This window comes from Paenibacillus sp. TSM33, assembly GCF_056099025.1.
Window position 1 is genome coordinate 558513 of record NZ_JBLZXB010000010.1, and the last position, 12794, is coordinate 571306.

General features: G+C 45.0%; 13 protein-coding genes, 6 tRNA genes and 1 riboswitch. Of the genes, 14 read left to right on the forward strand and 5 right to left on the reverse strand.

Annotation, left to right across the window (positions count from 1 at the left end; all coding sequences use genetic code 11):
• Positions 1-25 precede the first annotated feature (25 nt).
• Together ACN6NF_RS06390 and ACN6NF_RS06395 are read left to right on the forward strand one after the other, a co-directional pair.
• Positions 26-101, forward strand: a tRNA-Asn gene (locus ACN6NF_RS06390).
• Position 102: 1 nt separating this feature from the next.
• A tRNA-Ser gene (locus ACN6NF_RS06395) sits at positions 103-191 on the forward strand.
• A 168-nt stretch (positions 192-359) separates the two neighbouring features.
• Here the strand turns inward: ACN6NF_RS06395 and ACN6NF_RS06400 are convergent.
• Complete coding sequence (locus ACN6NF_RS06400; protein WP_474316201.1) at positions 360-1235, reverse strand: Cof-type HAD-IIB family hydrolase; 876 nt, start codon at positions 1233-1235, stop codon at positions 360-362.
• 72 nt (positions 1236-1307) lie between these two features.
• Positions 1308-2069 carry a DeoR/GlpR family DNA-binding transcription regulator gene (locus tag ACN6NF_RS06405; protein ID WP_474316204.1) on the reverse strand — a complete coding sequence of 254 codons (762 nt, stop codon included), beginning with the start codon at positions 2067-2069 and terminating at the stop codon, positions 1308-1310.
• A gap of 247 nt (positions 2070-2316) precedes the next feature.
• Between ACN6NF_RS06405 and ACN6NF_RS06410 the strand changes: the two genes are divergently transcribed.
• The 6 genes from ACN6NF_RS06410 (at position 2317) to ACN6NF_RS06435 (ending at position 4301) form a co-directional block, all read left to right on the forward strand.
• Positions 2317-2388 (forward strand) — tRNA-Glu (locus ACN6NF_RS06410).
• Between the two features lie 86 nt (positions 2389-2474).
• Positions 2475-2550 (forward strand) — tRNA-Lys (locus tag ACN6NF_RS06415).
• 15 nt (positions 2551-2565) lie between these two features.
• A tRNA-Leu gene (locus tag ACN6NF_RS06420) sits at positions 2566-2648 on the forward strand.
• 165 nt (positions 2649-2813) lie between these two features.
• Positions 2814-3269, forward strand: a complete 456-nt coding sequence (locus ACN6NF_RS06425) for a MarR family winged helix-turn-helix transcriptional regulator (RefSeq protein WP_474316207.1) — start codon at positions 2814-2816, stop codon at positions 3267-3269.
• 186 nt (positions 3270-3455) lie between these two features.
• Positions 3456-3830 (forward strand): helix-turn-helix domain-containing protein, encoded by a 375-nt coding sequence (locus tag ACN6NF_RS06430; RefSeq protein WP_474317518.1) that lies wholly within the window; start codon positions 3456-3458, stop codon positions 3828-3830.
• 87 nt (positions 3831-3917) lie between these two features.
• A complete protein-coding gene (locus ACN6NF_RS06435) occupies positions 3918-4301 on the forward strand; it encodes a helix-turn-helix domain-containing protein (RefSeq protein ID WP_016818371.1) in 384 nt (127 codons plus the stop codon).
• A gap of 116 nt (positions 4302-4417) precedes the next feature.
• On the opposite strand, the gene ACN6NF_RS06440 is transcribed toward ACN6NF_RS06435, so the two are convergent.
• Both ACN6NF_RS06440 and ACN6NF_RS06445 read right to left on the reverse strand, forming a co-directional pair.
• Positions 4418-4639, reverse strand: a complete 222-nt coding sequence (locus ACN6NF_RS06440) for a Rha family transcriptional regulator (protein WP_013369935.1) — start codon at positions 4637-4639, stop codon at positions 4418-4420.
• Positions 4640-4930: 291 nt separating this feature from the next.
• A complete protein-coding gene (locus ACN6NF_RS06445) occupies positions 4931-5668 on the reverse strand; it encodes an urease accessory protein UreF (protein WP_474316210.1) in 738 nt (245 codons plus the stop codon).
• A 262-nt stretch (positions 5669-5930) separates the two neighbouring features.
• Here ACN6NF_RS06445 and ACN6NF_RS06450 point away from each other — a divergent pair.
• Positions 5931-6013, forward strand: a tRNA-Leu gene (locus ACN6NF_RS06450).
• 149 nt (positions 6014-6162) lie between these two features.
• Here the strand turns inward: ACN6NF_RS06450 and ACN6NF_RS06455 are convergent.
• Positions 6163-6648, reverse strand: coding sequence for a glutathione peroxidase (locus ACN6NF_RS06455; protein ID WP_474316212.1), 486 nt, complete (start codon positions 6646-6648; stop codon positions 6163-6165).
• Positions 6649-7118: 470 nt separating this feature from the next.
• Positions 7119-7290, forward strand: a riboswitch (cyclic di-AMP (ydaO/yuaA leader).
• A 113-nt stretch (positions 7291-7403) separates the two neighbouring features.
• On the opposite strand from ACN6NF_RS06455, the gene ACN6NF_RS06460 reads away from it, so the two are divergent.
• From ACN6NF_RS06460 to kdpC, 5 genes are all read left to right on the forward strand, one after another.
• Complete coding sequence (locus ACN6NF_RS06460) at positions 7404-7799, forward strand: hypothetical protein (RefSeq protein ID WP_137078080.1); 396 nt, start codon at positions 7404-7406, stop codon at positions 7797-7799.
• Positions 7800-7984: 185 nt separating this feature from the next.
• Positions 7985-8062 carry a K(+)-transporting ATPase subunit F gene (gene kdpF / locus ACN6NF_RS06465; RefSeq protein WP_080561203.1) on the forward strand — a complete coding sequence of 26 codons (78 nt, stop codon included), beginning with the start codon at positions 7985-7987 and terminating at the stop codon, positions 8060-8062.
• 145 nt (positions 8063-8207) lie between these two features.
• Positions 8208-9884: a potassium-transporting ATPase subunit KdpA gene (gene kdpA, locus ACN6NF_RS06470; RefSeq protein WP_474316215.1), complete on the forward strand. Its 1677-nt coding sequence runs from the start codon at positions 8208-8210 to the stop codon at positions 9882-9884.
• 52 nt (positions 9885-9936) lie between these two features.
• On the forward strand, positions 9937-11967 hold the full coding sequence (gene kdpB / locus ACN6NF_RS06475) for a potassium-transporting ATPase subunit KdpB (RefSeq protein WP_474316218.1): 2031 nt from the start codon (positions 9937-9939) through the stop codon (positions 11965-11967).
• A gap of 19 nt (positions 11968-11986) precedes the next feature.
• Positions 11987-12715, forward strand: coding sequence for a potassium-transporting ATPase subunit KdpC (kdpC, locus tag ACN6NF_RS06480; RefSeq protein ID WP_474316219.1), 729 nt, complete (start codon positions 11987-11989; stop codon positions 12713-12715).
• Positions 12716-12794 lie beyond the last annotated feature (79 nt).

Below are 12794 nucleotides of genomic sequence, written 5' to 3' on the forward strand. Positions count from 1 at the left end.
ACTGTATGATAATTTACAGTAATGTTCCCTGATAGCTCAGTTGGTAGAGCACTCGACTGTTAATCGAGTTGTCACAGGTTCGAGTCCTGTTCGGGGAGCCATGGAGAGATACCCAAGTGGCTATAAGGGGACCCTCTGCTAAGGGGTTAGACTGCGTAAGCGGTGCGAGGGTTCGAATCCCTCTCTCTCCGTTGGTTTTTAAATGGAATAAAGACGCTCGTATGCATAGTATGATGTTTACGAGCGTCTTTTTCGTTAAGATATGTTTTTTTAGAATTTGTTATATGTAAGACGGACGTGCTGCGTACAGCATGAAGCTGCGTTAGCCTGAGTTGTACGCAGCACGCGACTAATTCCTTCTATTTCACGGCGTCAGCCTCGACGGTGTTGAGTAGGTTCAACAGAGCATGAGCAACGCCATCTTCCACATTGGTCAGGGTCACCTCGGAGCAGACAGCCTTAATGTCGTCTTTTGCATTGCCCATGGCAATACCTCTTCCTGCCATCGTCAGCATGGAAATATCGTTATAGCTGTCTCCGATCGCTACGGCTTCCTGCATGGGGATGTTCAGACGATTCGCGAGATAAAGCAATGCATTACCTTTAGACGCATCCTTATGCTCGACTTCAAAGTTGCGATCTGAGGAGATGACCATGTTTAGACCTTGAAAATCTCGGTAACGTTCACGTCCCCGGTCCAATTTGGCTTGATCAAAGGAGAAACAGAGCACATTATATATCTCTACATCCAGTGGAATCTGCTCATACGAAGCGATGCGGGTATGCCCGGTCTGTTCATATTGTTTTTCAGCTGCGTGTAATAAAGTATCCAGCGAAATATCTGGGTTGGCGCTCAGCAAGCGGTCCATTTCAACAGCAAGTAGCTGATGCCCCTTTTGTGGAGAATAAATAGCACGGTCTGTCATGACCTCATAGTAGAAATCGTTACCCTCAAGCCAGCTCAGCACTTCAAATGTTTCGCTCCGGCCCATAGGAGTAGAGGTTAACTGGCGACGATGCACATCGTGTACAGTGGCGCCGTTTGCTCCAATGACGGGAGTAACCAGCTCTGCTTCCTCTAACTTTGCCCAGGCATCATAAGCGGCTCTGCCAGTGGCAATCGTAACTTGAACACCTTGCTCCTGTGCCTTGCGGATCGCCCTTGCGTTTGCTTTGCTTATTTTTCCTTCCTCATTCAGTAGCGTTCCATCCATATCAATTGCAAACAGTTTCATTTCTCTCCAGCTCCTGTCCTTTGATATCTCTGTTATACATATTGCGTCTAGTTAGAGCGATTGGCTTCATATTTATGAGGGGACAACCACTTCAATATCATGGTGTTGCAAAATTTCCAGCATCGCTGGTTCTGGCAAGCGGTCGGTGATCACGATATTAACCTCAGACAAATCAGCAAAACGATACGGAAAATTGATTCCGAATTTCGAATGGTCTGCAAGGATGATCACCTGATCTGCCTGTTTCATCATCTGATGCTTCAGCATACCGTCTTCTTCATGAATCAGGCTTAGTCCGTGAGATGATATGCCTCCAATCCCGATAAAAGCTTTGTCTACAAAATAGTGAGACAAAGTGGCAATTACGGACGATCCGTATACATATCGGTGTTCTTTTTGCAGGCGGCCTCCCAATAGATGAATGGAGACACCGTCTTTTCCAGATAGTACGTCAGCCTGATTGATTGAATTGGTGATAACCGAACATTCCTGCACATTCAGTCTTTCTGCACACGCCTGTACGGTGGTAGAGGAATCCAATATAATACGATCCCTATCTCGTACCATACTGGCAGCCAATTGTCCGATCACTTGTTTCTCCTCAGAAACAGTGAGCAGCCTTTCGTTATAATTTCCAATTGGATCGTGATGCAGTTTAGGGAGAAGGGCGCCGCCGCGGGTGCGAATAATTTTTTGATGCTCCTCAAGTTTTACCAAGTCTCGGCGGGCCGTATCCCGTGAAACATTAAAAATTTCGCAAATATCATCCACCGAAATCCGTTTGTGAAGCTGTAAGTAATCAACGATTTTTAACATTCGTTCTTCCTGATACATAGAAAGCTCCTCTAATATATAATCATTTCGGTATCTTGTAAGTGATTATAAGTAAACATAAGTGATATTGCAATCATTTACCGTGGTTTTTCAGGAATTATCTATTTGTAGATAAGGAAATTTAAGTGGACGTGCATTTTACAATTATATAAAATAGCTTTTTTGAAATTTTTAAAAAATAAGTATTGCCATTTACTATTCTATTTGATATACTCTTTCTTGTCGCCAAGTTGGTGTACATTCATAAGGCCCGTTGGTCAAGGGGTTAAGACACCTCCCTTTCACGGAGGTAACAGGGGTTCGAATCCCCTACGGGTCATTGTTGTCTTTACAGACTACATGTTGCATGCTTAAGGGGAATTCCTGAGGTCTGGTTTAATGGCGGACAGCTTGGATGAACAGCATGAGCCATTAGCTCAGTTGGTAGAGCACCTGACTTTTAATCAGGGTGTCGAAGGTTCGAGTCCTTCATGGCTCACCATTTATATTTTGTTATGCGGTCGTGGTGGAATGGCAGACACGCTATCTTGAGGGGGTAGTGAGCGTACGCTCGTGGAGGTTCGAGTCCTCTCGACCGCATCAATGGATTAAACGGAAAAGTCTCTCACGTTAGAGGCTTTTTTTATTTGTGCATGGATGCAATTAAACAATGATTATGATGAAATAATGATTCCATAGTATAATATAACGCCAGAATGTTATAGAATAATAAATATATAAACTTATGAAGTGACGGTGAAAAATATGGACACTCAACTGTTAGGAAATATATCAGAAAATATTTTGGGCTTGTTTCCGATTGTGAAGAAGAAATTTTTCACCTACGGTCCGCTTGATTTTCCGTTGCATTTGTCGCCTAATAATTTTCAGGTGCTCATGCTTCTGCGTGAAGTGCGTTCGTCTACAGTATCCGATTTGTCCAAACAACTTAATGTCTCACGCCCAAACATGACTCCTCTGCTGGATAAGCTGGTGGAGCATGGGTTGGCTGACCGCCAATCGTGTGACTCGGATCGTAGAGTGGTGAACGTAGCCATTACAGAAGAAGGCGACGCTTTTTGTGAACAGGTATTTCATACCTTCTCTAATAAAATTCAAGAGAGACTCGTGTATTTGCCGGAAGAGGAATTATTGCACTTGAGTGAAACGTTGAACGAATTGAAGCAGATTTTACTTAAAATCGAAAACTCTGCTACGTGATTGGCGTAAGCGAGCTGACTTAAAGACCGCCCTTTCTTCGGAAAACAGGCGGTTTTTGTTGCATATTGTGGTATAATGAAAACCAACATACATAATTCGGTAATTTTAGCACACGTGATCTTTGAAATGGGAACAGGGGACATGATATCGTTATTTGGAGAGCCTGCTAGGGAGGAAGGAACTTCTATGCAATCTATTTACCAACGCATTGAGGAGCTCATTAAGGAACGAGGTATGACCAAAAAGGCGTTTTGCCAGCAGTTGGGCATTAGTACAGGGAACTTTGGAGATTGGAAAAGAGGAAAAACGACACCAGGCACGAATAAACTCATAGAAATCGCTTCTTTTTTTGACGCTAGTCTGGATTGGATTATGCTGGGTCGAGACGTGCAGAGTAAGGTGCTAAAGGAGTCGCAGGACCCTTATTTTTTTGGAGCTTCAGGGCAACTGAATTGCCAAGGGGTATCGCTAAGTGAGGCGGAAAGAGATTTTATACTTGAGTATATTGAATTTACCCGCTTTCGTAAAGAGAAAAACCAGCCCAATTCAACTACTGATTAATGTTTGCTGTGGGGTTTGATAAGGACATTTTAATGTGTACAATTGAAAATTAATTAGAAAAAGCTACAGTGTCGGAGGGGAAACGTTGTGGGAGATCAAACTATTTATCAGCGGATTGAAGCTTTAATTAAGGATCGAGGAATGACCAAGAAGGCATTTTGTGAAAAGCTTAAAATTAGCTCAGGGAATCTCGGTGATTGGAGAAGGGGAAAAACAACGCCAGGTACCGCCCATTTGATTCAGATTTCGGACTTTTTTAATGTATCGCTCGACTGGTTGATGAAAGGAATTAAGCCGGGGGAAGGCGTACTTCAGGAGCAGAAGGCTGCTTATTTTTTTGGAGTGATGGGGCCATTGAATTGCCAGGCTGAAGATCTTGAGACAGAAGAACAGAACTTTATTTTAGAATACGTTGAATTTGCGAAGTACCGTAAGCAAAAAAGGGAGAAGGACAAAACAAAACTTGAATAATCTATGGCTAAACGCCTGGGTGAATAACCCGTAAAACGAACTGAGGGTTCGGTTTACGGGTTTATTTGGTTTCCTGATAATATGGCGACGCATTGGTTGCTGAAATGCTTGTTCGGTTAGTGTGGTGTCGCCTCCTTATAATCGTTATCGTCGATATTCAGAATTGCAGCAACTTGTTTTCTGTACCTTTGTGCTTTACGGGTGCCGTGAATCAGATTGGACAAGCGTGAAGGCGGAATATTATGTGTCTCGCAAAATGTTTTCTGATCCAGCCGAAGCTCGACAAGCCTTTGTTTGATGGCCCACCCGAAGGAGGTGACAGGCATTTTGTTGTTCAAGAGAAATCGCCCCTTACGGATTCTTACGGAATAATTGGTGTGATATAATAATCATCAGTAAACATGTTAGAATTAACCATCTAAAACTATGATACACTTTTATACGTGTTTATACAATCTTAAATACGGTATTTCGTTAAAATGATTACTTAATTAAGTGCAAAAAGTGAAAATAATCCGATTGTAGTCTGTTAGTGGTGTGAATTTGGATACATGAATAAAAAATACTCTGCCACTTGAGGAAAAGGCAGAGTATTTTTATTGTGACTGCTAGATTGATGAAGCGACGCATCAGAGAGAGGCAGGAAGGTGTTTAAATAGGACTGAGGAGAAAAGGGGGCTAGATGCATTCCATTGGCTACTATGGCTCATATAGGGTGGCTGAGTGATGTAGGAACTGGTCCGATGTCTGTGAAAAAGGTAACGCTGAAATGAGCTTGGTGTAGGTTCGTTAAACTTCTTCCAGATGGTGAGCAACTCGCTGGTCATATGATCGATAAGAGTATTTTTTTCCTCGTAAGGAGGATTGAGCAGTCTGAAGGCATCTTCGATACAGAAGGATACCGCTGTGGCAAAATAGCCGTGAACGGTTTGTTCTATATCGGTTCCGAGGAGGAAGTTAATCCAAGTGTGGACAGTAGCGAGTGTGCCAATTGCATTGTATTGATTGAGTGCGTCTTTCAATTGATCAAATGCAAGCCAAGGATAAAGAGCTTTGGTGAGCTTGAGCAGACGCTGGCCTGAAAGTCGTGACTCTTTTACATACTGCGAGGAAGGATGCTGGGTGTACAGCATTTTATCAATAAGGGCGATCCGCCAACTGTCATTCTGCTGGATGGCTGCATACAGACTTTTGATGGCCATGCCGTCAAGGGTTGTAATTTGAGGGTACCAATCGTCTCGCATGTAATGTTTAAGATCCTGCAGACTGTTCAAGTGTCCGTTACGAAAACGTTCCTCCAGTCCATAATAACGGGTAAAACCACCAATGGGCAGGGAAGGGTCCAACAATAATGCGTAGTTTAGCAACCGGTTACCTTTATGCAGAATGGTTCGCCTCCTTGAAGTAAATATTTGTGTAATGTTATTTAACTTGAATATTGATTTGTAATAAAAAATCGAACATTTATGTAATATATATTTACACTTAAAGCTCTATTGTGTCAAATTAAATAATTTTATTGCTTATATATGTTAAATAAAATTACATTAAAAATAATTATAATATTCTTGTTTACAAATTGTTGCTGAGAGAGTATAATAAATCTGTTGCCTCAATACATTATGACATGCGGTCGTGGTGGAATGGCAGACACGCTATCTTGAGGGGGTAGTGGGCGTACGCCCGTGGAGGTTCGAGTCCTCTCGACCGCATTATGTGCAATACCCAGTTAAAAAAGCATCCTGACACGTTTTACGTGAAGGGATGCTTTTTTTGTTAAATACTTTTCATTATATCATCCCGTCACAGAAACGGTCGTATGGGCAACGGACTGCTCGTTAACTGTAATGAAGAAAGATTGTCAGTATTTCTGCAAAAGCTTCTTAATATCTTCTACAAGCTTATCTGGAGTGGTTTGCGGCGCATAACGCTTAAATACGTTACCTTCTCGTGTAATTAAGAATTTAGTAAAATTCCATTTGATCGCTTTGGAGCCTAATACTCCTGGAGCAGTGTGGGTCAGGTAGCGAAATAGAGGATGTGCCTGATCACCGTTCACATCTGTCTTGGCGAACATGGGAAAGGTCACTCCGTAATTGATTTGGCAAAACTCGGAGATCTCCTCGCTGGAACCCGGCTCTTGTTTGGCAAACTGGTTGCTGGGAAATCCCAAAATTTCAAACCCTTGTTCATGATACTGGTCATATAGTTCTTGTAGCGCCTTGTACTGGGAGGTTAACCCACATTTGCTGGCAGTATTCACGATAAGAAGAACTTTCCCTTCGTATGTGGATAACGGAATTTGTGCCCCTTGTAGGGTCTGTGCATCATATTTATATACGCTCATGATATCCCTCCTCATTCAATATTCTACAATTAAATTGCGAACAACTCAACAAGGGGTTGCAAGTTCAGAAGAGTCTAAGTCTACAGGCATTGTGCTATTGTAAAATCGTATTTTGTTCAAAACGGTAAATCGCACTTCAAATGGAGCAAGTTGAGGTGTTTCTTCTCACAAAAAAGGGTTCATTCGATAATTATCTAGTACATATAGCGCATTTTCTTTCTTTTTTATAAATAAAGGGCAACCGTACCATACCCTAGGCCAATATTGACATGCCTTTCATTTTCAAAAAGGGGTGAAATAGAGAGTTTTAAAGAGATAGGAGAAGCATATGTTGTTTGTAAGCGTTATCCTTAATCTTCTATGCTCTAAAGGGTGATTTATAGCCTTGTCATTGAGCTTTACAGTCTTCCTTGCACGGGTGTATGATTCAAGACGTAATTTCAAATTAACAACAATGAAGCAACAACGAATTGTCTAAAGCGCTGAATTTTGCAGTTGCAAAAACGGGGGAACCAACGAGTATATACTGCTTTGCAAGCCGTGTGTCTCATGGGGTGAATTTTCCGGCCAAGTGCCGTAAATAGGGCGACTCTCACGTCCGAATCCGACAGCTAACCTCGTAAGCGTACAGGGAGAGGCAACAAACCGCCGTGTGCAGCCATGGTTTATTTTATCATGGAATGTATGAAGCCGGAGGAAGCCTTTTTCCTTCGGCTTCTTTTTGTTGTCTTTTTATACCGGGAGAGGAGCTACTGATGGAAGGTCGGTTAATTATTGTCACTGCACCGAATGAAGCGGGCAGAAGTTTTGTGAAATTGCTTATGTTCAAAAAATTGGCGTTTGCAGTTCTCACAAATAGCACCCAGGAGGAACGACAGCTCAAAAAAATGGGTGTGGAGCACATTGTGCGCATCAATACGATGCAAGCGGGAAAATGGAATTTTCCTAAGAAAGAAATTGGTAGTGTGTATTTGTTCGAAAACAGCTTGAATCTAACTTGCCGTTTCCTGCAAATATGTCGGCCACTAACATCAGAATCGATCTATGTTATTACGCACGGCTGTAATCCACAAGGAATTTATCGGGGATTGGGAGCGGACCATGTGATCTACACATTGAACGGAGAGGTGGGTTTCCTGCTGAACGGATAAGCACTTATAACATAGCTGGTTTTATGATTTTATGATGGAATCGGAAATAACGATCTGAGGAGCGATATGGAGGGTATGAACATGATGGATTTATACATGCTGCTCGTAATGGCTGTGAGTTATGGAGTGATACTGCTGTTTGTACGCTGGTGTGACGCGCAGACCTCAAAAGGAGGGCGAAGAGGATGATCGTTGTGCTAGGGCTCACGGCTATTGTGTTCGTGTATTTAATCTACGCACTCCTGAATCCTGAAAAGTTCTAGTCAACTATAGGATCGAGCAGGCAGGAACAGCAGATCAAGAATGCAGCATCAGAGGTGCAGATTTTCGCAAACGTGTGCACTCAATGGATGATCTGAATCAGGTCTGTTGTTCCAAATGCAGGAGCATTTTAAGGAGGAATAGAGGATGGAGCTACTGCAAATTGGAATTGTGATCGTCATATTGTTGCTCTTGATAAAGCCGATGGGTACCTATATGTATCACGTATTTTCGAATGAACCGAATCGGACAGATCGGATTTTTGGTGGAACGGAAAAGCTGATTTATAAAGCTGTAGGCTTGAAGAAACAGGACAGCATGCGTTGGACCACGTACGCTATGAGTTTCATTGCAACCAATGTGGTGCTTGCGGGGATCAGCTACCTGCTATTGCGCTTGCAGGCTATACTCCCGGGCAATCCGGTTGGGAACAGTAATATGGAAGCATCATTGGCCTTTAATACGGTAATCAGCTTTATGACCAATACGAATCTCCAACATTATAGCGGAGAAAGCGGGCTTACGTATCTGACACAGATGGCGTTTGTCACGATGATGATGTTTACTTCGGCTGCTTCAGGGTTTTCGGTTGCTGCGGCTTTTATGAGGGGATTGACGCGGCGCGGTGAAGGGTTGGGTAATTTTTTTCAAGATTTTATTAAAGCCAACATACGAATTTTCCTGCCGCTTGCCTTTGTACTTACGCTAGTGCTGGTTGGGTTAAAAGTACCGCAAACGCTACAGCCTACGGCGGATATTACGACTTTAAGCGGTACACAGCAGCAGATTGCTATGGGACCCATTGCCTCATTGGAATCCATCAAGCATTTGGGCACGAACGGGGGCGGTTTTGCGGGAGCTAATTCTGCGCATCCTTTTGAGAATCCAAGTCCTTGGACGAACGTACTGGAAATTTTGGCAATGTGGGTAATGCCAGCTTCTCTGCCGTATACTTTTGGGTTGTTTGCCCGTAATCGCAAGCAGGGCTGGATTATTTTTAGCTCGATGATGGTCTTGTTCCTTATTTTTCTAACCATAACGTATGTATCGGAGAAGACGGGTAATCCGTTAATCCAGGCACTGGGTATGGATGCATCTCAGGGAAGCATGGAAGGGAAAGAGGTTCGTTTCGGCATTGGACAATCGGCATTATTCACTGCGGTCACAACGGCGGCAACGACAGGTTCGGTTAATAATATGCATGATACACTGACCCCGTTAGGCGGTATGGCTGCTTTAGGAGAAATGATGTTAAACGTCATTTTTGGCGGCAAGGGTGTCGGACTGATGAATATGCTGATGTATGCGATTCTGGGGGTATTTATATGCGGACTGATGGTCGGAAGAACCCCGGAATTTATGGGTAGGAAAATTGAAGGCAAGGAAATGAAACTGATTGCGATTGCCATTTTGGTACATCCGTTTCTTATTCTTGCTCCAACTGCGCTTGCATTTATGAGTCATTGGGGATACGATGCGGTCTCTAACCCTGGATATCACGGGTTGACTCAGGTGCTCTATGAATATGCATCATCTGCGGCAAATAATGGTTCGGGATTTGAAGGTCTTTCGGATAACAATGTGTTTTGGAACGTCACAACAGGAGCGGTTATGTTCTTTGGACGATATGTATCCATGATTGCATTGCTGGCTGTGGCGGCTTCGTTGAATGCCAAAGCGCCGACCCCGGTGACGACAGGCACACTGCGCACGGACAATAAGCTGTTTGGAGCCATCCTAATCGGAGTGGTCTTGTTGATTGGTGCGTTAACCTTTTTGCCGGTGATCGTATTAGGTCCTGTAGCTGAATTTTTGACCATGTGATGAAGAATGAGCATAGAAGGAAAATGAGAATGGATGAACGGGGTGCTTGATCATGAAGGAACAACGCAAACGCATGCTGGATAGAAGCATCTTGAAGCAGGCGGTCAAGGATAGCTTTATCAAATTAAATCCGATGATCATGATGAAAAATCCTGTCATGTTCGTCGTAGAGATCGGTACATTGGTTGTGTTGCTCATGCTGCTGCTTCCCGGTTATTTTGGAGCCGGTAAGGAAATGGGCTTTAACTTGGCTGTATTTATTATTCTGGTGTTCACGCTGCTTTTTGCTAACTTTGCTGAAGCGCTTGCGGAGGGACGAGGGAAGGCACAAGCTGCTTCCTTGAAAAAATCCAAGCAGGATTCACAAGCTAATAAGCTCGTCGGGAATGAGATTCAGGTGGTCAGCTCGACTGCATTGCGTAAAGGTGACGTGGTAATCGTCTCTCAGGGCGAAATGATTCCAAGCGATGGTGAAGTCATTGAAGGTCTGGCCTCGGTGGATGAATCTGCGATTACGGGAGAGTCAGCTCCGGTCATTAAGGAATCGGGCGGAGATTTTTGCTCGGTAACCGGCGGGACGCGGGTAGTCAGTGACCGCATTAAGGTGCGGATTACGACTGAGCCGGGTGAAACGTTTATTGATAAAATGATTTCGCTCGTGGAAGGTGCACAGCGGCAAAAAACGCCAAATGAAATTGCGCTGAATACATTGCTGATTAGCTTGACGATTATTTTTCTCATTGTGGTGGTGACGCTGGCCCCGATAGCCCGTCATTTTAAGATTGATTTGCCTGTTCCCGTGCTGATTTCGTTGCTGGTCTGTCTGATTCCGACCACGATTGGCGGACTTTTGTCAGCTATTGGGATTGCTGGAATGGACCGGGTTACCCAGTTTAACGTGCTGGCCATGTCAGGCAAGGCGGTAGAAGCCTCCGGGGATATCAATACGATGATTCTGGATAAAACGGGTACCATCACCTTCGGAAACCGGATGGCGAGTGAATTCGTGGTTGTAGATGGTATAGAAAAGGCAGAGCTAGCGAAATGGGCGGCAATGAGTTCACTAAAGGATGAGACGCCTGAGGGACGCTCGGTGCTGGAATTGATGCGCAAGCAGGATTACACGCTGGATGAATCTTTGGCAGCAGGTGGAACCTTTATCGAGTTCAAGGCAGAAACCCGGATGAGTGGTCTGGATCTCGTCGATGGACGAAAAGTACGCAAAGGCGCCGTGGACTCTGTCCGGCAGTGGATTGTATCGCAAAAAGGCAGTGTTCCGGCCGATCTGGAGGAAAAAGCGAATCAGGTAGCCGCAGAAGGGGGTACACCGCTGGCAGTGGCGCTGGATGATCGGATATACGGCATTATTTATTTGAAGGATACGGTGAAGCCGGGCATGAAGGAGCGCTTTGATCAGCTCCGGGAAATGGGCATCCGCACGATTATGTGTACAGGTGATAATCCGCTGACAGCAGCTACCATTGCACGGGAAGCGGGAGTGGACGACTTTGTAGCTGAGAGCAAGCCGGAGGACAAAATCGCGGTTATCCGCCGTGAGCAGGAACAGGGCAAGCTGGTAGCCATGACCGGGGATGGTACCAATGATGCGCCTGCGCTGGCGCAGGCAGATGTCGGTCTTGCCATGAATAGCGGCACAGTCGCTGCCAAGGAAGCTGCTAATATGGTGGATCTGGATTCTGATCCGTCCAAAATTATTGAGGTGGTCGCCATCGGTAAGCAGCTGCTTATGACACGCGGGGCATTGACAACGTTCAGTATTGCGAACGATGTTGCTAAATATTTTGCTATTATTCCGGCGATGTTCATGCTAGCTATTCCGCAAATGGGTGCATTGAATGTTATGGGACTGGGCTCCCCGCTATCGGCTATTTTATCGGCGCTTATTTTTAATGCAGTCATTATTCCACTTCTGATTCCGCTGGCCATGAAGGGCGTGAAGTATAAGCCCATGAGCTCGGATCGCCTGTTGGGACGGAATTTACTGATTTATGGCCTAGGCGGTATGGTGGTACCGTTTGCCGGGATTAAGGCCATTGATTTACTGGTACATTTGTGGATATAGCGCAGAAAGGGTGAGCGACATGAGTGGTTTTTATCGGATGTTGTCTGGACGCAGATTTGCTGCGCATGAGAAAGCTGGATCTGGCGAACAAGGTCATAACAAGCGTACAGGAACGGAGGCAGTGTCGGAAAATCAACCGGAGAGACAAGAGATGCGAGGAAGCACGGTTATTGGAGTGGCCTTGCGAACTTCTGTGCTAATGATCCTATTGTGCGGATTGGCATACCCGCTAGTCAGCACAGGGGTGGCGCAAGTCCTGTTTCCGCAGCAAGCAAATGGCAGTATGCTTCGTGACACGGGGGGGCGGGTGATCGGCTCTGAGCTGATTGGACAGACCTTTGCCAATCCGGCGTTTTTTCAAGGTCGGGTATCAAGTATCGATTATAATGGGGCTGGTTCAGGCTCAAGTAACTACGCACCCTCGAACCCGGCATTGGTGCAGCGGATCAAGGATTCTATTGCGGATTGGCAGAAGCATAACCCGGATGTACCCGTCAGCCAGGTTCCGGTGGACCTGATAACGAACTCCGGCTCCGGTCTGGACCCGCACATCTCGCCACAGGCGGCACAGGCTCAAATTCCGCGTATTAGCGGCTTGACGGGGATGGGGCAGGACCAGCTGAAGGCGCTGGTGCAGGAGCAGACAGAAGGCCGCAGCGCCGGAGTGTTCGGCGAGCCGCGTGTGAACGTGCTCAAGCTGAACCTCGCGCTTGAAGCTCAAGTGCAGACGAAGGCTGGCGAGCGTTGAGAGTATAATATTATTGATTTGTCTGATGATTAAGTTAAAATTATACTCACATATGATCAAGGAGGCGGTCCGAATGGTA

Excerpts from the sequence above, each read along its gene's own strand:
- ACN6NF_RS06455 (WP_474316212.1), bottom strand. The coding sequence starts at position 6,648 with ATGAGCGTATATAAATATGATGCACAGACCCTACAAGGGGCACAAATT.
- ACN6NF_RS06425 (WP_474316207.1), top strand. The coding sequence starts at position 2,814 with ATGGACACTCAACTGTTAGGAAATATATCAGAAAATATTTTGGGCTTG.
- kdpC (WP_474316219.1), top strand. The coding sequence starts at position 11,987 with ATGAGTGGTTTTTATCGGATGTTGTCTGGACGCAGATTTGCTGCGCAT.
- ACN6NF_RS06405 (WP_474316204.1), bottom strand. The coding sequence starts at position 2,069 with ATGTATCAGGAAGAACGAATGTTAAAAATCGTTGATTACTTACAGCTT.
- kdpF (WP_080561203.1), top strand. The coding sequence starts at position 7,985 with ATGATCGTTGTGCTAGGGCTCACGGCTATTGTGTTCGTGTATTTAATC.
- ACN6NF_RS06460 (WP_137078080.1), top strand. The coding sequence starts at position 7,404 with ATGGAAGGTCGGTTAATTATTGTCACTGCACCGAATGAAGCGGGCAGA.
- kdpA (WP_474316215.1), top strand. The coding sequence starts at position 8,208 with ATGGAGCTACTGCAAATTGGAATTGTGATCGTCATATTGTTGCTCTTG.
- kdpB (WP_474316218.1), top strand. The coding sequence starts at position 9,937 with ATGAAGGAACAACGCAAACGCATGCTGGATAGAAGCATCTTGAAGCAG.
- ACN6NF_RS06400 (WP_474316201.1), bottom strand. The coding sequence starts at position 1,235 with ATGAAACTGTTTGCAATTGATATGGATGGAACGCTACTGAATGAGGAA.
- ACN6NF_RS06430 (WP_474317518.1), top strand. The coding sequence starts at position 3,456 with ATGCAATCTATTTACCAACGCATTGAGGAGCTCATTAAGGAACGAGGT.